Here is a 23,793-nt window from a genome sequence, read left to right as displayed (position 1 = left end):
AGGGGAAGGGAATAAATATGGCCGAAAACATCAGCATGTTACAAATAATAGATAGGGATAATTTATGTAAATTATTTACTAAGTCATTTTATATCCCAGAGCCATATAGGGAGGCTGTTATCCAAGGGGTTATTAATAATGCTAATAATATTACACTAGAGCGAGCTACAGAACTTGTTAGCAAATCCTTTTCTCCAATAGATTTACTTAAATCAAAAAATTATAAAGAAAAGCAAGGCTACGCTATTTGGCGTGGTTTTTTTACTGAATGGATTATTAATGTTCAATATAATTCGTTTGTGAATAAGGAACCAGTACTGATGACAATTGTTAATCCGGATCCAACTTCAAAATGTGATTTATTACATGTTATTAAGGCTGGGGACTTTATTAAGTGTGTAGCAGGTCCAGATATAAAAACTGGACAAATAAACTATGCATTAGACCAATATGAGCGTATATGTAAGAGTAAATATGATATTCCTTTTTTTGATGCTGACAGAAATTTTAGTGAAGAAAATATACAACGTCTTACAAAAAGGCAAAGGGAACGTTTTGATAATCTCCAAAAGCAATATCCAAGAAAAAAAATCATACATCCGATTTTTTCGAATCAAGATATGATCCATATTACGTATGATTTTTTACATTATGCAGCGTTCAATGAATTGCCTAGTCAACGAACAACACAGAATACCCCAATAACTAAAGAAGAAAGAAAAGATATCTTCATAAAGGCAATTAAGGGAGCAGAAGTATTAAAGAACAAAGAGAAAATCCCGACTTCTTTTATAGACTGCAAGTTAGAATTAGAACAGGAACGACAAAATACAACTAAAGCTGAAGTTAAAGCTAAAGCTAATAATGAAACTGCTTCTATTAAGAATTTTGATAGCAAAAATGATAAAGTTGATAGCATAGATTCTAAATCTACGAATAAGTTACAAAATCTTAAAGACACTGTTGCATATAAGTTAGGGAAGGGAGCAATTAAATATGCTGGAAAATTTTTTGTGGAAGGCGCAAAGCAAGAAATTATTCGAAATCTTGATAGTATAGGTCGAGGGCTTTCAAATGGTCTCTCAAAGATTTTTAGGGGAGATTCTAGAATCAATGAGTCAAAGGGATCTAATATTAATAGCATGGATAATAGAAATAAAGGGAGTCTGGTAGCAAAGGAAATGGAAACTTCAGATTCCCATTCGAAGCAGAATGCAGTTATGAAGGAAATAAACTATCCAGAAAAGAGAGAATCGCCAGGCCCTCATTGGGTTTCGGAGCATACGAGGAATGATGGGCAAGTTAAAGTAAGAGCGCATCCAAGAGGAATATCAGATGGAAAGGATAAAGATTAGAAATTCACATCCAAATGTGAATTTAAAACATAGTTTGATTAAAAATCCTGTGTTGTGTAGTTTTTTTGTTCAGCAATTGGGCTAAACTCCGAAGCAATTTCATTAAAGAAAATTAGTTCTTTATGCTAAATATTCAAATGAGTTTGTGAAGAAACTAAAAAGAAGCAGGTACCTCTCCCTTTAAAGGATCTGCTTCTCTTTACATTGACTCTATAATCATTTGTCTTTCATACCACTTTTTTAGTTTTTCATTAACACTTTTTGAAATACGCTTCATTTTGTTATTACAGAATCTTGATAGTGTAGCAGGGGATAAACCTATTTCATCTGCTATCTCACGCATTGTTTTATTTTGATGCATATGCTGATACATAATTTTTTCTCGTATCACATCTTCTGATCCTTCAGGAGTTTGTTTTACTGTCTCTGCAATATAATGGTCCTCCTGCTTCTCTTGCATATCTATTGCTTTTTTCTTTACCATACTATATATATTATTCATTAATTCTTTTGGTGGTAAGATAATGATTCCTAATTTGGAATAGTAATTCTTAAACCAATTACGTTCGCCTATCTTTGTTTCATCCAATTCCTCTGCATACGCCCAATGTGAAATTACATTTTCTTTTTCTAAATCATTTAAAATATTCTCTAATTGTTCACGAGTTCGAGTTGGGCGACCCTTTGTGGGTGTAATACCCATTACAGATAGTAGACCTTTTTCTCCACCAATGGAGTATGGTCTTTTTAAAGTACTGTATTGTTGACGGATTCTCCACTGCCAGGATAAATAACGTATTAAACGTTTATGAAACTTGTGTCTATAGCTATTATACTCTAATGCTTTTTTCGATAATAAAGCCGTTGTGCTATTAGATCCATACAAATAGCCCGATAAGAAACTACCCGGTTTAATCTTACAGGATTCTATCCCCATATATTCATTTGTATTCTTATCTCTCCATAACACTACAGAGTCCAGTACGAATAGCCTTTTGATTACTTCACGTTTTACTTCAAATTTTTCTCCAGTTTCAGCTTGATCGTTCAGTACTACAACTTCATTATCATCATTCAAATAAATAAAGATGCTTGCTAACGCTGCAATACGTTGTGCTACCTTTATCTTATCTTCTGCACGATAATACTCTACACCATTTGCTGATGCTTTTGGCATATTACATAATTCCAATACATTCTCATAACTAAAATCTATGAATTCATCTGGTGATTTAGCTTGATTTAACCATTGTATTGTAATGGTATCTAAACAGTCTGCTGTAAGATCATCCATATTACTAATTACTCCATCAACCAATATAGACCATCTTTCCGCTTCATTTGTATTCACTAATCTCAAATCCTCATCCTTATGTGAAGATAGTTGTGCTACTCCGCTTGAATTTTTTGTTTCTAATGGCAGTACCGGTTTTGCCGCTGCTTCATCTTCTTCAAACTGATTTTTTGCTATTCCATCACGTAATTGATAGTACATTGCGTCATTTGATACAGGATAATATTCGTCAGGCATATCTGCTATACGCTCTTCTATATGACCATGTTCAGGATTTGAAATTTGAGTTGGTTCAGCTGCTTCAAACTTTTCTCCAAACTCTTGTTCAATGATTTTATCTAATACATTTTGAATCTCAATTTTATATTTATCTAGATTCGCGTAAATGTGCAATAACGATATTCCTTGTTCTTGTTTCTGCCCCAGCCAAGAAACAAGTGTTGAGAAAGAAGGGGATATATTAGCTGAAGTTACTAATTTATCGTGATTCTCTTGGACTTCGTTATAATATTTTTGCCATTTAGCCCATAACTGCTTATTTTCTTCATAGATTGGAGCAGCAAGTAGGAGGGCGTCACTGAACAATGCTATTACTCTCTCCATATTTAAGTACCTCCTAATAATGTTATTAACCAATATAATTAAATCCTAACAATATGAAACGTCATAGCTATATGATGGCTACATAACCTTTAAGTTGAAATGTTATCTGAATAATTCACACAATTATTGGTTTTTACTCGTTTTATTGTGAATCATTTTAATTCTATTTACTTGTCTTTAATTATATAAAACTGCTTCTATTTGTAAAATCACTACTTTACAATACAATTTCAATTTTTAAAAGTAAATTAGTTAAATACACTGATTTTTTGCTTAACGACTAGAAACTTGTTACTTTAGGTCACAACTAAAATACGCCAGCTGCTTCTTAATTGAAACTGAATAGCTTTATCATGGCTACTACTTCTTATTTGAAACTATGTAGCCTTATTATGGCTATAAGCTTTTATTTCAAATTTTATAGCTTTATCACGGCTATTACTTCTTATTTGAAACTATAGCCTTATCATGGCTATAAGCTCTTATTTCAAATTTTATAGCCATATCGCGGCTACTACTTCTTACTTGAAACTGTATAGCCTTCTCATGGCTATTACTTCTTACTTTTAATAATGAATAGCTATATAATGGCTACAATTTCGTAATTTATGAAACGTTATAGCTATATGATGGCTACAACTTTGAAAAAATGAAACGAGTATATCTTGAAAATCATTTGATTAAAAAAATTTTTTATTCTATTAAAATTAGTAATAAACGTTGATACAAAGCCATTTCATAAAAAACGTAAAAAAACAAGGTAAAATCATTATAGCTATATGATGGCTACAACTTTCACTGTGAAAATCCCAACAAAGCTATACACACCAAGGGTTACAGCAGTTTTCAATAAAATATAACTTGTTGTAAAAATATGAAACGTTATAGCTATATGATGGCAGTAAACATGAAACGAACTGAAACGTTTATAGCTATATGATGGTTACAACTTTCACTGTGAAAATCCCAAAAACCTATATGCACCAAGGGTTACAGCAGTTTTCAATAAAATACAACTCGTTGTAAAAACATGAAACGTTATAGCTATATGATGGCTACAACTTTCAAACGAGATTAGATGAAAACCCTATAAAATCAATGGTTTCGAGGGATTTATCTCACTACATAATACGTTTCATATTCAAAAAACTTCATAGCCCTATGGTGGCAACAAACTTTTTTTAATGAAACGTCAAACCCCTTGTCGCACAAGGGATTGAGGCACGTTTCATTTTTTTATTTTTCCTCTTAAAGGGACAGATTTCACCAGTATTCGATTTGATATAATCAAAAATGAAAATCTATATCTAATTGTGGGGAAAACTGCAACTTAAAATAAAAGGAGGTGAAAAAGATGGCAAAACCTTTCGTTATAAAGAACAAACGTAGTTTGAATGGTGAAACAACAACACCAGTAATTGTAACAATTAAATCATGGCAAAGGTTAGTAGAAGCTTTAGAAGGTAAGTATTACAGTTTTAAAGATACTTATCTAGAAGACATTGTGAAGTCAATGTCCTATGAAGAACGAATTGCAGATGAAGAAGGATTTGTTGCTAAAGCAAAGCCATCTTTTTCACTGAAAATGAAAAAGATTGTAGATAAAGTAAGTGAATTTGATAAAAACGAAGGCAGAAAACATAAACTATATGGTATTACAAATGCTGATCTAGAAGTATTTCTATTTCTTCATAAAAAATGTAATACATATGGTGAGCTTTCACATGTATCGATCCACATGCTTTGGGAAGATTATAAAAATTATAAAGAAGCATTTGCACATATTCACCACTCACAATTTTATGTAGCTTTGAAGAAGTTAAGTTTCCATAACATCATTACAATCGAAAATGAATACAGTGGTAAATATAAAATTACCTTAACTGATTTCATGAATAAAGAAACGAATAAAGCAAATGCCTATACATTTATTAGCCCGATAGTATTTACCAAAGAATTCTTTGAGTTATCAATTGCAGCTAAGAAACTATTCATGGATGTAGCAATGCAGCAGAAACGCGAAACTACCCTGAAACGTTCTTTATTCAAAGTTGATGAGCAAGGAAACTCAACTCATTTTGGTGGTATGTATCATTACTTACATAAGAAATACCCACATCAGATTCGTGCTGTACTAGATGAATTAGAAACAAAACTTTCTGCAACTGGATCTCCTTTATTTAAAATTTGTAAGTTAGAAAAAGGGAAGAGGAATAAAAAGCAATACACAACATTGCATTTATCTGTACATCCTGATTTCTTATGCGCGAAAGAAGAAGGAGCAGAATACCGTGATCCTTTTACACCACGAGATACATATAAGCGTAAAGTTAAATTCATTGAAAACTTGTTAGTTGAAATGAACATTGCTGAATTTGCAAAGGATATGAACCAATTCATTAACGTTTTAAAACACTCTTGTCACCGTCAAATTCGCCAAGTAGTTCGTGGCTTACGAGAAATGATTGATCGACAAGAAGGATATCCTAAAAAGCTTGTTTATACACTAAGTAAATTATTAAAGCAATCTTCTCAATATCGTGTATTAGACACAGCTGCTAAAACTGGTATTTATCCTTTAATTACACACAATGTACCTAAACATGATCAAGAAGAGGCCATTTTTAAATTCGGTACTCATTTTGCTATATACTCTTTACGCAATGTTCAAAAGCTATTCCGAAAAGCGCATGACCTGCTTCATGCAAAATATGCTGTACCTGTAACTATAGATGCTTACCATCGTAATTACATGCAGTATCAAGAGGAATCACTATTTAGAAAATATGCTTATGAACAAGGCGTAAATATTAACGCATATACAGCATTAGAAATTGAAATTCGCGAACTCTTAAAGTCCAGTGGACATAAAGGAAATCAAATCCCTAGCGATATTCGTGAACTGTTCATTGAAAAAATTGATAAATTGCCGAAAGAAAAGATTCGTGTGATTGAGGTCCCTGAAGACTTTGATTTAATCCAGTTTCTTCATTCTTTAGAAGCATACTACCGTTCAACAAAAAAAGTGCCACATACTGTTGATCAGCTGCTTCCAGCAATGTAATGATAAGCTCTCTATTTTTGAAAAAACCAAAAGTAGAGGGCTATTCGTGTTGGAGATAACATTTAAAGTGGATTGCTTCAAATAAAAAAGAGAGGCGTTTTCATTAAACTTGAAAACTTCCTCTCTATTTTTATGCAATTTCATATATTGCAGACTGCGTAAATTTTATTATTCACAAGTTTCCAAGTTTATAAATCTGAATTTTCTGTCTTGAAATTCGTTTATTATCTACAAAAAAACATAAACTTTTTTTAATATTGTGTTGATATCTTAATAAATTAGACCATGTGTGTATAATATATTGCTCGAAATACAGTTCTTATAGGCTTTTATCTTTAAATCTACTTAAAATCAGAAAAATCTATGTTAGTTATGTTTAAAAAGTGGATACTGTTTCTAACTTTGATCACTTTGTTAGTAGTTTGTGTATAGTTTTCATCTAAATGTGGAAAATTTGTTTGTAAGTCCTTAAGATTTAGCTTTATTATTTATTCAGTTTTCCGCATCAATATAATGATGATTATATGTAGGTTTTATATTTCCACTTTTTGATTTTATGTAGTTTAAAAACGTAACCATAAGTAATAATTACGTTTCCAGTATTTGTTGTTTATGATTTTTTATGACTAAAATAATAATGGACCCTTGCTACAGCAAGAGTCCAACACTACTTTTTCTTTGTATAAAAGTTTTATCTTTATTCTTTAAATATATTAAAGATATATATTATATTAGGTTTTATATTAGAGTAATACTTACTATAGGGAAGCGATTCTGTGTAAAACCAATTTCATTTCTAAATGGAATTGGTTTTTTATGTATTCTAATAAACATTATAACTGATTCTAAAAAAATTTAATATAAAACATAATTTTTTTCATTTTCTCTTAGATTTCCGAAAAAAGTAAATCATACTTAAATTAGATAGTTGATTAGTGGAAATTACAATGAAATTTGTAATCTCCTAACCATTTAAAAAGAGAGGTGAAGACATGGTAAAAAAGAAATCCCAGAAAAACCCCGAAAAAAAGAAATTTACATTCTTTAAAAAAGCAAAAAATAAAACAACAGAAATATTAGATATGCAACAAGAGAATTCAGAAGCTCTTAAAGAAAAGAAGAAACGTAAAACAAGGGAGAAAGTTCCAGCGATAACAGGAAGAAAAGTAGGGAAGGTTACATTTTGGTTTGTAATGGGATTTGTGGTTGTAGGAAGCTCCCTTTCATTTATCCAACTTGCCGGTCCTCCTAGAGCAGTAGCTGTTCAGGAAAAGAAAGAGGAACCTGTAAAAATTAAAATGTCTGAAGCAGAATTAATTGCATATGCGAATAATTTTGCTGCTAATTATTTTAATTGGAAAGTTGATATGAATGTAGCTGAAGAACGAAGAAAACGATTAGAGAAATTTCTAGTTGAAGGATCTGATGAGCAAGGTGGATTAAATAGAGACACTTTAAAAAACGCTTCTAGTACTTTAGTTAAATCGGAAGCAGTAGAGGTCCGACAAAAGGGAAATGAAGCAGAAGTTACATTAAAAATCATTCAAAAACTAGAACCTGTAAATAATCCTGCTCCTGGAACGACACAAGCTCCAGACACACCAAAAGAACCAAAAGAAGTAACAAGATACTTCTCAATTCCAATTTTAATGGAGAAAGGGAAAATGGTAGTCCCTAACAATCCTACAATCGTTCATGGAGAGAGAGAAAAGGCAGCTTATAAAGTAGCAACTTTCAAATCAGAAGGACGAGAAATTAATACAGATGCAGAAATAAAAAAAGTAGAACAATTTTTACAATCTGTATTTAAGGTATATACAGAAGGAACACCAGAAGAAATTGCTTACTACTTTGAAAAAAGTAATATAACAAATGGACTAAAAGGTATTATGACATTTAGCAAATTAGAAAATCTACGAATTTATGAAGATAAGGATAAAGGATACAGAGTCTTAGTTGATGCCAAGTTAAAAGACAATGATAGCAGCTTAGAGTACACATACACATATGATTTAAATCTTGTAAATAAAGATAACAAGTTTTCAATTAGCTCTATGAAGAAATTTGAAAACACATTAGAGAAAGTGGAGGGTAAATAATTATGGAGCTTTTGGGATTAGATATGGTTGCTCAGCAATTACCTGCTATTACGGATGCAGCAGTCTTAGGCAACATTAACTTTGGAGTGAATGCAAAAAACTGGTTAGTAGCTCAGTTAGGTCCCATTTTTTTAGTTGTAGCAATCATCGGTGTAATAGTTTTACTTGTAAAAAGACAAATGGCTGGTCTAATTGGTTGGTTAGTACTATGTGCGATTGTATCTGTGTTTGTATTCACTCCAGACGTATTCAAAGACCTTGGAACAAAATTATATAATTTATTATTTAAATGATCATTTGTAAAAAATAGAAATTTTAAGGAGTTGGTATAAGTGACTCAGAAACCGACTCGCAAGGAAGTAAGGACTTACAACTCTATTTGGGATATTCCTAAGAGTTTATATGGGATAAGGGATATAACACTCCCTTTCCCTGTACCTTACAGACAGCTGGGGATTTTTGTTGGAACACTATTAATAATAATATTCTTAGAACAGATTTTACCACTAGGAAATAACGTCTTTTTCAAATATCTAATATTACCTGGTGGTATAGCGTACTTCTTTGGAAATGTAGAATTGGATGGAAAAAGTCCACACAAATTTATATATCGATTCTTTGTATTTACATTTGAAAAAAAGAAGTTGAGTCGTTATAAAGATACAACTGGCAATATTGGAAGCTATCAATATAAGACAGTAGTTCGATTTAAGGATGATTCAATTAAGAAAAAGTAATTAATTAATCTATACGGAAGAATTAGTTTAGTCTCATATTCTTCTCTAAGGAGGCACAAATGAATCAGGTTGAATTTCCAGTCAAATATTTTCATGATAATTTGATTTTTAACCAAGATGGTTCTTGCTGGGCGTATTATGAGGCATACGGTATTCCTTATGAATTTAAAGGAGACGATGATAAAAATACGTTGTTTATGCGCCAACTCGGATTATTTTGGAATTACGAAGAAGAAAAACACCTCTTAATGATACCTGTTTATCAGAATTTTAAAGAGAAAGCCGATGAGTTTAAACAAACAATCAGTGGAGAATTAAAAGAGCTGGCAATAGATCATACTGACGACGTTGTCCATGAGTTAGAAAGAAAATTTGGTAAAAATGCTGTAGAGTATCGTTACTTTATTGGTGTGAAATTAAAAGTACGTCACGTACAAGAGGGACTTAAGGAAATGCTTTACACTGCATTTCATACCTTTAAAAACACTGCAGAGCAGTTTGGATTGCTTGGTGATACCAAAATATTAAAAACTGATTTGGAGATGTATAAGCGGGAAGCTAGTGCCTTTAGAAACAAAATAAGAAAACATTTAGCAGTAAGAAGTTTAGAAACAAATGAAACACAATGGATTGTATTACGAAACTTCTATCGTACATTAGAAGCACCAGTTACAGCAGGATGGACACCACCAGTAGTTGATGACGATTCTGCAATCTTTCCGAATCAAGAGAGTCTATTACGTTTAACGGAATCAGAAGTAGAGGTTAAAGGAAGACATATAGAAATGAACCAAATTGGTTCTGATGGATTAGATTATCCAGCATATATGAGTTTCTTATCAGCATCCAAGATTCCATATACAATGGAGTTTCCAGACCAAGAGTGGATGTATATGATTCAAAATATCGATTTTCCAATTGAACTGAGTGTACGCACAGAAAATATTAATCATCGCAAAGCACTATCTAAACTAAATAAAAAGAAAAAAGATTTAGAAGATCAAGAGGCACATGCAAGGGAAAATTCACAAACTGTTGGACTAAACGTGTATGAGGGTGTTCAAGAAGCTACTGAATTACAAGCCCTTATACAAAAGACACGTATGCCACTAGTTAAGACATCAGTATCTTTCTGTATATGTGCTGAAGATTTGGATACAATGCGTCGAAATACCAATTCACTCATTTCTATTTATAGAGAGATGATGATTGAACTAGTAAGACCATATGGAGATCAGTTCCTGCTGTTTAATGAATTTATCCCTGGTTCTAGAAGGTATGTAAATGATTATATACACTTTATGGAACCTGGAGTTCTAGCAGCCGGTATGTTTGGTGCAACACAAGATTTAGGAGATAATATCGGGTTTTATATTGGAACAACTGGTATTTTAAATAAAGCAGTTTATATGACACCCTCACTTGCAGCAACTAATACCGTTGCAAATCAAAAAACAAGCGCACTTTCAGTTGCAGTAACAGGAAGTACTGGTTCCGGTAAATCATTTGGAACGAACTTAATTGTTTACCTAGCCGTACTTGGAGGAGCTCAAACACTGATAGTCGATCCAAAAGGTGGTGCGACACGTTCCTAAGTGAAAAGCTTAGGCATTGTCGAACTTACAGTTCAACAGTGAACTGTCATTCCAAGAAGTCAAATGATAGGGTAACGCCTTGAAGGACTTCCTTTAATACTCCGACATGCAGTGAAGTTAGTAAGAACTGAACTGTATGAAGCTCGGTGAAGTCGGTTGAGAGTTACCGTAATCCTATAGGATACGAAAGTCACTCAGAGGTGGGTGGTGTAACCTATAAACCGGAAGTCTATAAATTACCTATGGTTAGTATGCACTATGAACCAATAGAGTATGGTATGTGCGGACGAATCTCTGATGGTACGGGTCTATATCGGAAGTAAGTCGAAAGGCTTACTGACACAATTAGTGTCGCTACTGTGGATGAGTAAAACTCGCCTTTATGAAAGTCCATATATTGTTACAGGCAATATCAAGGTAGCAGGCTCATAGGAGAAACCTAACGGTATATGCACAGATAGGAATGACGGAACGTGGTAAGCTGTCAACACTGAGGGCTTGCTTCCGATGAAGTGGTTCTAGGGAAAACAATTGTAAATTGTATAACCTAGGTTTATGACAGTGAAAGTGGTGGCACAGTACCTATGAAACGTGTAACGAACGTGGAGGGATAGCCACTAGTCGATTGAAAACTGACTGTTACTTATGGTTGACATGGTTTCGAGTAAGACTAAAGAGATGTAAACCTCCAGTAAATAAGGGGAGGTTACAGCCCATGTTAAAGAAAACTAAACTAAGGCACAGTGAATATTACGACATGCAAAGAAAGTATGATGAGTTATATTCTAATAACCTTAATGGTAACAATTTCTATAAATTAATTGATATTATCGGTTCGGAAGAAAATATTAGATTAGCATACCGCAACATCAAAACTAATAAGGGGAGTAACACGGCTGGAGTTGACAATTTAACCATTAAAGATATTTGGCACCTAAACGATACAAAGATTATTCATGAAGTTAGAAAACGATTAAATAACTATCAACCACAAGCAGTTAAAAGAGTCCTTATCCCAAAAGAGGGCAGTGATAAGAAGCGACCCCTGGGGATTCCAACAATTTGGGACAGATTAGTACAACAATCTATCCTCCAAGTATTGGAACCTATTTGTGAAGCTAAGTTTCATAACCATAGTTATGGATTTAGACCGAACAGAAGTACACACCATGCACTAAGTAGAGTTGTAAGTCTTATTAACATAGGTCACCAACACTACTGTGTTGATATTGACATTAAGGGGTTCTTTGATAATGTATGCCACAAAAAGCTATTAAGGCAAATGTGGACTTTGGGAATAAAAGACAAATCACTTCTATGTGTTATTTCAAAAATCCTTAAATCTGAGATAGAAGGAGAGGGTATTCCCAATAAGGGTACTCCGCAAGGAGGAATTATTTCTCCTTTACTTTCCAACATTGTTCTAAATGAACTTGATTGGTGGATAAGTAGCCAATGGGAAACCTACAAACCTCACAGAATCTCTACTCGGCATTTAGGGTTTCGACAATATGCTAGGAAGTACACGAATCTAAAATGTGGTTATGTAGTGAGATACGCGGATGACTTCAAAATAATGTGTCGGACTTATGATGAAGCACAACGCTTTTATCATGCGACAGTTGATTTTCTCAAATCCCGCTTGGGATTAGAAATTAACCCCAAAAAGTCCAAAGTGGTTAATCTCAAGAAAAACTCGTCAGTTTTCCTTGGATTCAAAATCAAAGTGGTTAAACAAGGTAAAGCTAAATTTGGATATATTGCAAAAACCAGTATGTCCGACAAAGCTATTACAAAAGCTAAAAGACAACTAAAAGAACGAATCAAAGGAATTCAAAAGGAGCCCACTTCAGAGAAAGTTACTCAATTTAATTCAACCCTTCTTGGTATACAAAATTACTTTAAATATGCGGTTACAATTTACATGGATTTAACGGAGGTAAATTACTCTCTGCGAAGAGTCATAAGAACCAGACTTAGAAACAATATGAAGCACATGAAGTTCTGTGAAACATCTGTGAATTTTAAAAGGAAGACCAAAGGAATACAACCTAACACTAAGATTTACGTTGTACAGAACACTCCACTCTTACCAGTTACAGGAATACATCATAAAAACCCGTGGAATTTTTCGCAGGTTATCTGTAACTATACGGAAACGGGGCGTAATAAAGTACATAGTAATCTTAAGGCAATACCTAAGGATGTTCTCAACCAAGTTATGAGGACTTATTCGAAGAATAAAAGTATTGAGTACAACGATAATAGGATATCAAAATACGTTGCTCAATATGGTAAGTGTTATGTAACTGGTGAGGAAATTGGTATTGAACGTGTTCATTGTCATCACATTGTTCCCATTAAACAAGGTGGGGATGACAAGTACAACAACTTGGTAATTGTAGATTGGTTTATACACAAACTGATTCACATGACGAATCTTAATAAGATTACACATTACCTTCGGTCTTTTAAACTTAACAAGAAACAAATGGATAAACTGAATGTGCTAAGAACTAAAGCTGGAAATGAACCGATAGTAACATAATTTGATTTTAAAGTCAGTTGGAAACGATGGAACGCCGTATGCTAGGAAACTAGCACGTACGGTGTGAGGTGGGGGAAAAGGTGGAGATTACATCAAAGCCTTACCTATCATCATAGAGGGGGAACTGGACAGAAGATTTACACGGCTTAGAAGGTAAGGTAAATGTAATTACACTAGGGACTGATAGACGAGATGAAGGGAAACTAGACCCATTTATCATTCATAAACATAGCCGAAAAGATGCAATTGAGTTAGCTATGACAATTCTTACTTTCATTACAGGTATTAAACCTGATAACTCGGAGAAATTCCCGCGCTTGGCTTCAGCTGTAGAATTCGTAGCAGGAATGGAAGAGCCGTGCTTAACAGCTGTGTCTCAATACCTTGAAGATAGTGATGATAAAGTGGATCAACAATTAGCTGCTCATATTCAAGCATTTGAGAATTTATCATTTGCACACTTAATCTTTGGTGATGGAACAAATAGAGATATTGAACTTGATACAGCAGTAAATATCATACAAATTCAGCATCTTGACATGCCAGATATTCAAAAAGATCCAAAAGATTATACATTACAGGAAAATTTATCAGTTAGTATGTTGATGTCTCTATCTTCTTTTGCAAGAAAATTCTTTCAAAAGGACCCTACTAAATTCAAAATTGTTCTATTAGATGAAGCATGGGCAATCATGGGAACTTCTCAAGGGCGAGAGTTAGCTCGTAAGCTAGTTTGTGAGGGTCGTGCCTTAAACTCAGCAGTATACTTTGCTACTCAAAGTGCAAGTGACCTTGGAGATGAGACATTTAAGAATAATATCGGTATGAAGTTCTCATTCCGTAATACCGACAGTAAAGAGATTTCTTCAATCTTAGATTTCTTTGGATTACCTGATAATGAAGAAAATCATGCAATTATTACTAATTTAGAAACAGGACAATGTTTATTCCAAGATATCCAAGGAAGAACAGGTGTTGTCACAATGGATGTAGTGTTTAAGGATTTATATGATGCATTTGATACTAGACCAAATGCGAGGAAGAATTATAGAAAGTCAAATGATGATGAAAAGCAGGAAGTTAATGCAACCTTTGTCGAAGAAGGGGGAGAAAAAATAAATGTAGGAGTGAGTTAATATGCTAAAAACTAAACTAAAAAAATTAATGCTATCTAGCCTATGTGCTGGCGCTCTAATTTTGAGCGCAGCATGTGGAAATAGCGAAACAAATGTAGGAGAAGAAAAAGATAAACAGGGGCACACTCCTAGAGAAATAATGCTAGATTTTGTAAAAGCTGATTTACAAAGGGATCATAAAACAATACTTAAGCTTGTGGTGGATGGAGAAAAAGATACTATATTAGATAAAAATCAAGGTCCTAAAAATAATTTGTCTTACAAAGATTATAAAGTAAAAGAGTATGTAGTCGATAAGGATACGATTATGTATAACTTTATATCAAAAAAACCCCCTAAAAATATTGATAAAGAAATAAAGTGGATAAGGGTGGTTCGAACAGATAAAGGTTTTAAAGTACGGAGTTATGCTGCCCCTTATCGAAATGAAATCGATGAAGTAGCAAATACTAAACCGACAAATGAGTTTAGTTCGAAAGATTAATAGGTTTCCCTTGAACTACCCCCACTTTCACTTCGTTTAGAAGTGGGGGATTCCTAAGTAAAGAGTTCTATCGAACGCTAATTTATTAGGCTAACCCCGCAGTCCTTGCGGTTAGAAGCCTTATCGCTTCATTCTTTAGATTGATACTTGCGTTAATATCCCTATCATGATGTGTATGACAAGAAGGGCAATCCCATTTACGTAGGTTTAGATTTTTAACGTCTTTATTTTGATACCCACAACATGAACATAATTGGCTGGAAGGAAATGTTTTGGATACGACAATGACTTGTTTGCCATACCATTTTGCTTTATATTCCAACATAGTTCGAAATTGTGACCATGATACCTCACTAATTGCTTTTGCTAACTTATGATTCTTTAACATATCCGATACTTGCAAATCCTCTATACCGATAACATCGTGGTTTTTGATGATTTCAGTCGAGATTTTGTCCAAGTAATCTTTTCTAGCATTCGTCATGTATTCATAAATTCTAGCTACTTTTAATCGTTGTTTATTCCATCGAGAAGATCCTTTCATTCTCCTAGAAAGAACACGCTGTGCTTTTGCCAACTTCTCTTCTAATGATCGAAAAAACTTTGGGTTTTTATAGGTTTTTCCATTTGATAAAATGGCGAACTCTTTTAGTCCCACATCCATTCCAATGTAAGAGTTTGTTTTCGGAAGTTCTTGCACTTCTGTTTCAATTAACAATGACACAAAGTATCTACCAGAAGGGTTCCGTCTAACGGTCACATTTACAATACGTCCCTCTACTTCACGACTTTTGGCAAATCGAACAAGGCCTAGTTTCGGTAACTTTATTTTGTTCCCTACAATGGCAATGTTTTCATTTGTTTGTTTTGTGGTGTAAGATTGTACGTTGTTCTTCTTAGATTTGAAACGCGGGGCACTGTTTTGTTTTTTGAAAAAGCGTATATAAGCATCCGCAAGGTTGCGAACAGACGACTGAATCGCAATACTATCCACTTCTTTTAGCCAAACAAACTCTTTCTTCAAGGCAGGAAGTTTGGCAGAGCATGTACCATATGTCAAACCTTTTCCTGTTTCTTTATATGCATGATCCCATAAAGATAGGAAGTGATTGAATACAAAACGAGAACAACCAATCGTTTTATTGATTAGTGCCGCTTGTGATTTATTTGGATAGATACGGAATTTATATGTTTTATTGATCATCATTCATTTCACCTCCATTTCGATATGGTTCTATTATACGACAAACATACATTCGATAGGTAGCGAAGTAACAATTTATGTATGTCGAACGATTAAGATGGCTTTCTGCCATCCCTTGTCCGAAGCCAAGTCATCTCCTACCTACTCACTTCTCGTTCCTTGAGGAAGGAGTCTTCTTGGCTAAAATGATAAAAGGGGGAGTAACATGTAATGAAAAATTTTATTACCCTATTGTTATTAATTTGTACTTTGCTTTTAGCATTTAATTTACTTTTTAAAGCTGCTCCAGTATATGCAGAGGAAGAGCCCAGACCTTCTCTTATAGACGATATCATTCCAAAGAATAAAGAAAAATTGAAATATGAAGAATACCCTCCAAGTAGCTATGGAATTGACATATATACACCAGAAGGTGGATTTGGTGAATCCCTTAAGTTTTGGAAATGGGGAGACAAAGTAAAAGAACAAATGGTTGCTGTTTTATTTAGTCTTGTAAGTATTGGATGGACCATTAATCTTGCAGTTAGTACTTTTGTTACAAGTATGGTCGGCCAATCTATGAGTCTCAATATTGTAGCTGATGTAGGAGATAAATTAGGCGATGTAATATCTAAAGCAGCAGGATTCAATGGTTCTTGGGGTAATGGAATATATAGTGAATTAATTGGACTTATGTTAGCTTTATTAGCCTGCTGGGTTATCTGGGTAGGTTTTGTACAACGACGCCAGTCAGAGATGCTAGGAGGGTTGTTAAAAGCATTAGGGATCTTAGTTTTTACTTTAGGTTTTTTCGCAAACTCAAGTTATATTATCAAAGGACTGAACACTTTCTCCGAACAAGTAAATAAAACTGTTCTTGATTCCACTCAAAGTATCAGTGGAGCGAGTGAAGGATATTTAAGTGGTGTCGACTCCATTACTGATTTAACACACACCTTGTTAATAAAACAACCGTATACATTACTGCAGTTTGGTACAACGGATATGAAAAAAATCGGTGATGAGAGAATTAAGAAAATGTTAACAACAACTAATGCAGATGAAAGGCAAAAACTTTTAGAACATGAAGTGAAAGATGAAAATAATAAAATTCTGGTGTTAGACGCTACTTTTGAGCGTGGAGCTTTAGTATTACTACTTTTCTTAATCAACGGACCTTTATGGGTTGTCTTAGGTTTATGTAGTATGGCGATGTTGTTCTACCAACTAATGTTTATCATTGTAGCGCTAATGTCACCAGTAATGTTATTGATGGCTTTAGTACCTGCATGGACTGGGACAGCTAAGAAATTTTTATCTGAATTGTTCCGAACGCTGCTTATGAAAGTTGCAATTGGCTTTCTTATAACTTTAATGTTTTGGGTTTCTTCAATCTTATTTAGCGCAACAGATAAGTATGGTTATTTAGTAGTTGCCGCATTACAAGTACTTTCATTCTTAGGTGTTTGGTTATATCGTAAAACTATTTTCGATGCTATTACTACAGTACCAGCAAGTGCAGGGGTAGCAAAAGCTTCAGATGCTATGAGTAATATTAGGCAGAAATATCGTGATGTTAAACGTGGATCTAAGACAGTTGGAAGAGGTGTAGCAACTGGTGCTGCAGTGGCTAGTAATGCGGGGAAATCAGGCTATAGTAAATTTAAACAGATGAAAGCAAACTATGCAGACAGAAAAGAAAAGGTAGGAGAAGGAAAACGTAAGGAAAAAGAGCAAATGCAAGCAGAAAAAGAAAAGAATATTAATCAAATGAAAAAAGAAGAAAATTTAGGTGTTCGCGATAGAAAAGGAAATCAGGAGCAAGAAAGGGTTAAGGAAGAAGTAGCCGCAACAAAAGAAAATCCGGAATTAGCAGTACGAGGGCAACAACAAGATAATAATCCTGAAATACAACAAGCAGAAATAAAAGATAAAGAAGAAGATGTAAAAGCGGATGTTAAACCAGTAGCGCAATCAAGTGAGGAACTAAATAATAAAGAAGAAGATGTGAAAGCTCATGTTAGACCGGTAGCAAATCAAAATAATGGTGGACTTGAGAATAAGCAAGATGATGTAAAGGCGGAAGCAAAACCAGTAGCAACAATTAAAACACCAACAGGTCAAACAAAGCCAGTTACAACACCACAGTCAGGAACAACACCATCGCCAGCGAATCCGTTAGAGAGCAAACCAATCACAACACCACAGTCAGGAACAACACCAACACCAGCGAATCCGTTGGAGAGCAAACCGATCACAACACCACAGTCAGGAACAACACCAACACCAGCGAATCCGTTAGAGAGCAAACCGATCACAACACCACAGTCAGGAACAACACCAACACCAGCGAATCCGGTGGAGAGCAAACCGATCACAACACCACAGGCGGGAACAACACCATCGCAACCGAACCCGAGTGAGAATAAACCAGTCACTACTTCACATGTAGGTACCCCACAAAAACAAGTAGAAGTAAAACCGGTTAATCCACAACAAACTAAAAGTGTTCCTAAAGTGAATAATCAACAACAGGTAAAAGAAGGGGCTGCAATTAAAAAGGTTGAAACGAAAGCACAAACACAACAAGAAGCTTTAAAAAATGTAAAAGCGAAAGAAACTATAAAACCAAAATAATTCAGCTCGTGAGGGAGGGTTTATACATTGAGTGCGGAACCAAATCGCGACTTTGAAAATGAACATCATCCTGAAGCTGAACTAGGGAATGCTAAGCCTGCCTTGAAAAAGGCAGGCCATTCTTTAGGAAAGGCGGCTGGAAAAGGATCCAAAATAGCGGGTAAAGCAGTTGCACAAGTAGGTAAGAAAGTAGCAGTTAAAGTAGCACAGAAGGCAGCTACAGTAGCCGTTGCAAAGCCATTATTAATAGTAGCCGGTGTTATTTTGGCTGTTGTTGCAGGTTTAGGCATTGTGATTTTTTTATTAACTGCGAGTATGAGTGAAGATGAAGTTAGTCCCGGGGGAATTGGTGGTCCTTTTACACCAGGTACTGCAAGTGTTAGCCCTGAAGTAATGAGATGGGAGCCATTGGTGAGAAAGTATGCAGCACAACATGGAATTGAAGCAATGACTCCATTAATACTAGCTCTTATTCAACAAGAAAGTTCTGGGACTCAATTGGATGTAATGCAAAGTTCGGAATCACAAGGATATGGTCCAGGGTATTTTACAGATCCAGAAGAAAGTATTAAATATGGTTTAATGCATTTTGCTGATTGTCATAAAAAATCCAACGGCGATCCAAATATTACACTACAGTGTTATAACTATGGTACTGGTTATGCAAACTATGCACTTTCTAACGGTGGATATACACATGCGAATGCAAGAGCATTTTCAGCAGAACAGACAGCAAAAACTGGTTATAAATGTGCTTCTTGGCGAAGTGCAGAAGCAGTAGCCAATAATTGGTGTTATGGTGATCCAGACTATGTTCCGCATGTACTAAGATATTATCAAGGTGGTAGTGGTGGTGGAGCAGTAGCCGGCGGAGATGAATTATTTAAAAAGGTAATGGATGAAGCCATTAAATATCAGGGGTGGCCTTACGTTTGGGGAGGAAGAACACCACAATCATCATTTGATTGTAGTGGACTCATTCAGTGGGTATATGGGCAAGCAGGTATTAATTTAGTCGGTACTGCAGAAACACAATTTAAAATGACACAGCGAACCAATGATCCACAACCAGGTGATTTAATATTTTTCCAAGGTACGTATAAACCAGGTATTTCACATATTGGAATTTATGTTGGTAACAATCGTATGTTCCATGCAGGAGATCCAATTGGTTATGCAGATTTAAATACACCGTATTGGCAGCAGCATTTTGCGGGTTATGGTAAGGTGGCAAGATAGGAGGGGTGAAATGAAAAAAACGACAATTTTATTAATCGTATTGCTTATAGGTAGCATAGGATTAAATTTTAAAATAAATGCAGATAATGCCCAACTTAAAGATGAAAAGGCAAAGCTGTCTAAGAAAATACAAAAAGTAGAATCACAATATAAGGATACGGAGAAAGAATTGCAAGCTTTAAAGAGTAATAACCAACAACAGGTAAAGGAAGCAGCTGAGAGATTTTTGAAAGCATTTCGAACATATGATACTGGTAAAGGAGAATCATATATTACAAACGTTGAAGCGTATATAACTCCAAATGCGAAGAAGGAATTGACACCTCCTGGTGCACCAAATCCACCTGCTTCAAGTACTGCAGAGGAAAAAGATAAGAAAAAGTTAGCTTTTAAATCAGAGTACATTGGTGGCGAATTATACTATGCTTTCATAGATACTACCAAAGCCAACGTACTTGCTAAGGTTAAAAGTAAAATGATTATCAATGGTGTATCGTCTGAAAATATGTCATTGATGCAAATCAATTTAATTTATGATGGAAATAAGAAGTTATGGCTTGTTGACAAGGTTATTCCACTAGCTGATTTAAGGGATCAAATGCCGTAAGATTAGTACATACTTAACATGTAGAGTACTAGAAAAAGTGCCTCTTTTCATTTTTAATGAGAGGGGCCTTTTTGGGCTTTTGTACACTTAAAATAGCGTCGTGACCTGATTTACTAATGTATGGGTGCTTTATCTCTTCGATCATGTAAATAACATCTGATAGATTGTTCTGAACGTGTATTTGAAATAAAGTCACGAAGTTTATAAAAAAATTACGACTCTTTACTCTTTTGGATATTTTTATATGAAGTGGTGTTTTTATAACAAAAAAAACACATGAATAAAAGAAGGATTAAGGAACTCTTAAGTGACATAAAGTTGTTCCATTAAAGGGTTAGATTGTGGGATAAGATTAACAAGTTAGTTAAAAAGCAGGAAGTTTATTTAAAAATATAAAATCTCAACTGAGCTATAAGGATTTTTCTTGCTCAATAATGAGGCTATTTAATGGAGTAAGGGTACTAACATACAAGGATGATGTTGAATTAAATTTTCTGTGATGAAGAATCTATAAAGAAATCTAATCAGATATTTTTATGGGAATTAATTATTGACTATTCCCATAAAATACCTCAATATGATAATGAGTGAGTCGCTCACTCATTAAAAGAGGGAAGAGGGCATGTTCAAATGAGCCAAACAAATATCCTAAGGGAAATCGTTTTGCGGAAGCGTAATCAGAGCAAGAATGCCAAAGAACTTCAAATCAACACACCAAACAGCATAATAGAAGGTTATTACGTTAAAATTGGCGGTATCGATCAGTGGATCACGATTCGTGGAGAAAATCGGAACAACCCCGTTTTGTTATTGATTCATGGTGGTCCGGCTTCAACCTATTCCATCTTCAGTCCGCTGTTGCGATCATGGGAGAAGCATTTTGTTATCGTTCAGTGGGATCAGCGAGGAGCAGGAAAGACTTTTGGAAAGAACGGTAAAGAAGGCAGCGGAACTGTCACTTTTAATCGTCGCGCGCAGGATGGGGTAGAGGTAGCGGAATACTTACGTGATAAACTCGGTCACCGAAAAGTAATTCTCATTGGAAGCTCTGTGGGTAGCCTGATTGGTATCATGATGGCAAAACTTCGACCAGATCTTTTTTATGCCTATGTCGGCACAGATCAGAATGCCTCAGATCCACAAAGACAAGATCTTTTATACAAGTTAACAGTCAATGCTCTTCGTACAGCAGGTAATACCAAGGGTGTTCAATTACTTGAAAAAATGGGGCCGGATATATCCCAGTGGAGTCGTAAAGACTACGACATGATGAATCGATTGAGAGTTAAAGCTATAACGGATGTTCCCAATATGATTACGGATCTAATTTTGCCTTCAATGCTCTCATCCCCGGAACACAAAATTAAAGATATGATAGATATCTTTAAAGGCATGAAATTTTCCCTTGACCAGCTATTTGATGAATTAATGGCTTTTGACTTAAAAGAAATCGGACTGCAGTTTGAGGTGCCAGTCTTTATCTTTCAAGGAGATAAAGACATTTTAACACCTACTGAGCTGGCTAAAGCATATTACGAAGAGATTGAAGCTCCCTACAAGGAATTTGTTCTAATCAAGAACGCCGGTCATCTTGCTTGTTTTGCCCGTGCCGATCAGTTTCTTGAGGAGTTGATTGGAAGAGTGCGTTCACTAGCACCCACGTCTATCTCCTAATAGTAGAAATGATAAATTTACCAGTTTGATGGTACAATAAATATAACATTTTTCAAAGATTCGGAGGTTGGAATGATTGTCTCCATTAAACAGACAGAAACTTGATCAAATCCGTGATGAACGCAGGGAGGGGATAAAGCAAGCAGCACTTAAAGTGTTTGCCCGCCGAGGGTACACAGGAACAAAAATGAGCTTGATTGCTAAGGAAGCTAGTATTAGCGAAGGACTAATTTACCGCTATTTCAAATCAAAAAAAGAATTGTTTATTACACTCATACAAGAATTGATAGAAGAAGCGAGAAGGGAACTAGAGCATGTTCAGCATTTGCCTGGAACACCCTTTGAACAAATTAAAAGTTTAACTGAAAACATGCTTGATGAAAATAATAAATACGCCTTTATGCTCATAGAACGGGCTCGTAAGGATGATGACGTTCCAGAAAAGGTCACCCGGATTTTTGAAAATATTCCTACTAATGGTCTAACTGATTTGCTTGTTCCAGTCTTTATTAAAGGACAAAAATCTGGTGAGTTTTCCTCAGGAGAACCACGGAAGCTGCTTACCTGGTATTTTACCATCGTCATCAGTCTTCTCACTCAGGAACAGGAGGAGGAAGAGTATGGGTTGCCGGATGTGGAAGTGTTAATGCGTATTTTAGCGAAATAATTTCTAAAGAAGTTTTTAATATCTAAGGTGAAAAGTGATCAAACTTTTTTATAAAACCGAAACTTAAATATGTTAAAGAGGAATCCATTTTGATCAAACTTTTTTAAAAATGGATTTCTTCTCATTTACTGTAAAATACGATTTGTGAGGTGTTTTGGATCAAACTTTATTTTAAAACCATATCAGGGTAATAAAAATCACATTCTGTATCAGGATCAAATAATTTCTTTATTTCTAATTCATTATTAAGCTCTTCTTTTGGAATCTCTCTTTTTTCGGTTAATATTTTTTTGTATGAAGAGAGTGGCAGACTTTCTAATTCTTATTGAAAGACTTCTTTCAATAACCAGCACTTATCACTTGTATCTAAGGTATAAAATTGATATCACTCATCGTAATTTGTTTTGTATAAGTATGTTTGTTGCCCATTAACTGTTTTTTTGTATGATTCTACAATGTACTGATCAAAAAAGTAATGAGTTTGATCATACAAAGTAATATCATCATAATGCTCTTCTTTTTCAATAATGAATTTTTTCTTTTCACCTGCGAATCCATATTCAGACCCATCTACAATAGGGAAATCCTCTGGATAAACGTTCATACACTCATTTTTAATTAAACAATCTTTCACTTCTTTTACAGCATCTGTGGGTATTTCTTCTAAAGTCAAAAATTCTTCAAAGCTATTATTTATATGTATTCCATGAGAAGCCAATATTTGATCTAACTGCTTAGCTCAACCAAACTCTTCAAAAATTATGTATTCATATTCGTTAGGGTTAAATTTATCTAGTAATACATAAGAATCCAATGAATGCATTTTATAAGTATTTATCCATTTAACAGGTTGATGAAATTCCCCGGGCCT

The 23,793-nt window shown here is 34.6% G+C and carries 15 protein-coding genes and 2 pseudogenes; 14 read left to right on the top strand and 3 right to left on the bottom strand.

Annotated elements, in window-relative coordinates; translation table 11 throughout:
* The first annotated feature begins 17 nt into the window (after positions 1 to 17).
* Positions 18 to 1,355 (top strand): hypothetical protein, encoded by a 1,338-nt coding sequence (locus tag MKY00_RS28690; protein ID WP_000829615.1) that lies wholly within the window; start codon positions 18 to 20, stop codon positions 1,353 to 1,355.
* A 199-nt stretch (positions 1,356 to 1,554) separates the two neighbouring features.
* On the opposite strand, the gene MKY00_RS28685 is transcribed toward MKY00_RS28690, so the two are convergent.
* Entirely contained in the window at positions 1,555 to 3,252 is a 1,698-nt protein-coding gene (locus tag MKY00_RS28685) for a helix-turn-helix domain-containing protein (protein WP_000442644.1), read from the bottom strand.
* Positions 3,253 to 4,606: 1,354 nt separating this feature from the next.
* Here MKY00_RS28685 and MKY00_RS28680 point away from each other — a divergent pair.
* The 8 genes and pseudogenes from MKY00_RS28680 (at position 4,607) to MKY00_RS28645 (ending at position 14,915) form a co-directional block, all read left to right on the top strand.
* Positions 4,607 to 6,316: a hypothetical protein gene (locus MKY00_RS28680; RefSeq protein ID WP_001118186.1), complete on the top strand. Its 1,710-nt coding sequence runs from the start codon at positions 4,607 to 4,609 to the stop codon at positions 6,314 to 6,316.
* Between the two features lie 992 nt (positions 6,317 to 7,308).
* A complete protein-coding gene (locus tag MKY00_RS28675; RefSeq protein ID WP_000239389.1) occupies positions 7,309 to 8,415 on the top strand; it encodes a conjugal transfer protein in 1,107 nt (368 codons plus the stop codon).
* Positions 8,416 to 8,417: 2 nt separating this feature from the next.
* Entirely contained in the window at positions 8,418 to 8,708 is a 291-nt protein-coding gene (locus MKY00_RS28670) for a hypothetical protein (RefSeq protein ID WP_000421394.1), read from the top strand.
* A gap of 39 nt (positions 8,709 to 8,747) precedes the next feature.
* Positions 8,748 to 9,152, top strand: a complete 405-nt coding sequence (locus MKY00_RS28665; protein ID WP_000192353.1) for a TcpE family conjugal transfer membrane protein — start codon at positions 8,748 to 8,750, stop codon at positions 9,150 to 9,152.
* 59 nt (positions 9,153 to 9,211) lie between these two features.
* Positions 9,212 to 10,729: pseudogene (locus MKY00_RS28660) on the top strand (ATP-binding protein); the annotation flags it as partial.
* Between the two features lie 733 nt (positions 10,730 to 11,462).
* On the top strand, positions 11,463 to 13,295 hold the full coding sequence (gene ltrA, locus MKY00_RS28655) for a group II intron reverse transcriptase/maturase (RefSeq protein ID WP_016117798.1): 1,833 nt from the start codon (positions 11,463 to 11,465) through the stop codon (positions 13,293 to 13,295).
* Positions 13,296 to 13,411: 116 nt separating this feature from the next.
* A pseudogene (locus MKY00_RS28650) lies at positions 13,412 to 14,431 on the top strand (ATP-binding protein); the annotation flags it as partial.
* A 1-nt stretch (position 14,432) separates the two neighbouring features.
* Positions 14,433 to 14,915, top strand: coding sequence for a hypothetical protein (locus MKY00_RS28645; protein WP_000920905.1), 483 nt, complete (start codon positions 14,433 to 14,435; stop codon positions 14,913 to 14,915).
* 85 nt (positions 14,916 to 15,000) lie between these two features.
* Here MKY00_RS28645 and tnpB read toward each other — a convergent pair whose 3' ends face one another.
* Entirely contained in the window at positions 15,001 to 16,122 is a 1,122-nt protein-coding gene (gene tnpB, locus MKY00_RS28640; RefSeq protein WP_000973323.1) for an IS200/IS605 family element RNA-guided endonuclease TnpB, read from the bottom strand.
* A gap of 207 nt (positions 16,123 to 16,329) precedes the next feature.
* On the opposite strand from tnpB, the gene MKY00_RS28635 reads away from it, so the two are divergent.
* The 5 genes from MKY00_RS28635 to MKY00_RS28615 all read left to right on the top strand — a co-directional run bounded on the left by MKY00_RS28635 (position 16,330) and on the right by MKY00_RS28615 (position 22,922).
* The gene (locus MKY00_RS28635; protein WP_341035512.1) at positions 16,330 to 18,735 is read left to right on the top strand and encodes a CD3337/EF1877 family mobilome membrane protein; all 2,406 of its coding nucleotides are present in this window, start codon (positions 16,330 to 16,332) and stop codon (positions 18,733 to 18,735) included.
* A 27-nt stretch (positions 18,736 to 18,762) separates the two neighbouring features.
* The gene (locus tag MKY00_RS28630) at positions 18,763 to 19,974 is read left to right on the top strand and encodes a bifunctional lytic transglycosylase/C40 family peptidase (RefSeq protein WP_062821228.1); all 1,212 of its coding nucleotides are present in this window, start codon (positions 18,763 to 18,765) and stop codon (positions 19,972 to 19,974) included.
* A 10-nt stretch (positions 19,975 to 19,984) separates the two neighbouring features.
* Positions 19,985 to 20,581 (top strand): hypothetical protein, encoded by a 597-nt coding sequence (locus MKY00_RS28625; protein WP_000753850.1) that lies wholly within the window; start codon positions 19,985 to 19,987, stop codon positions 20,579 to 20,581.
* A 630-nt stretch (positions 20,582 to 21,211) separates the two neighbouring features.
* Positions 21,212 to 22,255 carry an alpha/beta fold hydrolase gene (locus tag MKY00_RS28620; RefSeq protein ID WP_000084204.1) on the top strand — a complete coding sequence of 348 codons (1,044 nt, stop codon included), beginning with the start codon at positions 21,212 to 21,214 and terminating at the stop codon, positions 22,253 to 22,255.
* Between the two features lie 76 nt (positions 22,256 to 22,331).
* Positions 22,332 to 22,922: a TetR/AcrR family transcriptional regulator gene (locus MKY00_RS28615; RefSeq protein ID WP_000074750.1), complete on the top strand. Its 591-nt coding sequence runs from the start codon at positions 22,332 to 22,334 to the stop codon at positions 22,920 to 22,922.
* A gap of 385 nt (positions 22,923 to 23,307) precedes the next feature.
* On the opposite strand, the gene MKY00_RS28610 is transcribed toward MKY00_RS28615, so the two are convergent.
* Positions 23,308 to 23,595 carry a hypothetical protein gene (locus tag MKY00_RS28610; RefSeq protein WP_002170374.1) on the bottom strand — a complete coding sequence of 96 codons (288 nt, stop codon included), beginning with the start codon at positions 23,593 to 23,595 and terminating at the stop codon, positions 23,308 to 23,310.
* Positions 23,596 to 23,793 lie beyond the last annotated feature (198 nt).

Source organism: Bacillus sp. FSL R9-9834, assembly GCF_038006905.1.
In the GTDB taxonomy this organism is placed as follows: domain Bacteria; phylum Bacillota; class Bacilli; order Bacillales; family Bacillaceae_G; genus Bacillus_A; species Bacillus_A pacificus.
The sequence above is the reverse complement of the archived record's forward strand: the minus strand, read 5'-3'. Positions and strand labels throughout refer to the sequence as shown.

Excerpts from the sequence above, each read along its gene's own strand:
- MKY00_RS28690 (WP_000829615.1), top strand. The coding sequence starts at position 18 with ATGGCCGAAAACATCAGCATGTTACAAATAATAGATAGGGATAATTTA.
- MKY00_RS28685 (WP_000442644.1), bottom strand. The coding sequence starts at position 3,252 with ATGGAGAGAGTAATAGCATTGTTCAGTGACGCCCTCCTACTTGCTGCT.
- MKY00_RS28680 (WP_001118186.1), top strand. The coding sequence starts at position 4,607 with ATGGCAAAACCTTTCGTTATAAAGAACAAACGTAGTTTGAATGGTGAA.
- MKY00_RS28675 (WP_000239389.1), top strand. The coding sequence starts at position 7,309 with ATGGTAAAAAAGAAATCCCAGAAAAACCCCGAAAAAAAGAAATTTACA.
- MKY00_RS28670 (WP_000421394.1), top strand. The coding sequence starts at position 8,418 with ATGGAGCTTTTGGGATTAGATATGGTTGCTCAGCAATTACCTGCTATT.
- ltrA (WP_016117798.1), top strand. The coding sequence starts at position 11,463 with ATGTTAAAGAAAACTAAACTAAGGCACAGTGAATATTACGACATGCAA.
- MKY00_RS28645 (WP_000920905.1), top strand. The coding sequence starts at position 14,433 with ATGCTAAAAACTAAACTAAAAAAATTAATGCTATCTAGCCTATGTGCT.
- tnpB (WP_000973323.1), bottom strand. The coding sequence starts at position 16,122 with ATGATGATCAATAAAACATATAAATTCCGTATCTATCCAAATAAATCA.
- MKY00_RS28635 (WP_341035512.1), top strand. The coding sequence starts at position 16,330 with ATGAAAAATTTTATTACCCTATTGTTATTAATTTGTACTTTGCTTTTA.
- MKY00_RS28625 (WP_000753850.1), top strand. The coding sequence starts at position 19,985 with ATGAAAAAAACGACAATTTTATTAATCGTATTGCTTATAGGTAGCATA.
- MKY00_RS28620 (WP_000084204.1), top strand. The coding sequence starts at position 21,212 with ATGAGCCAAACAAATATCCTAAGGGAAATCGTTTTGCGGAAGCGTAAT.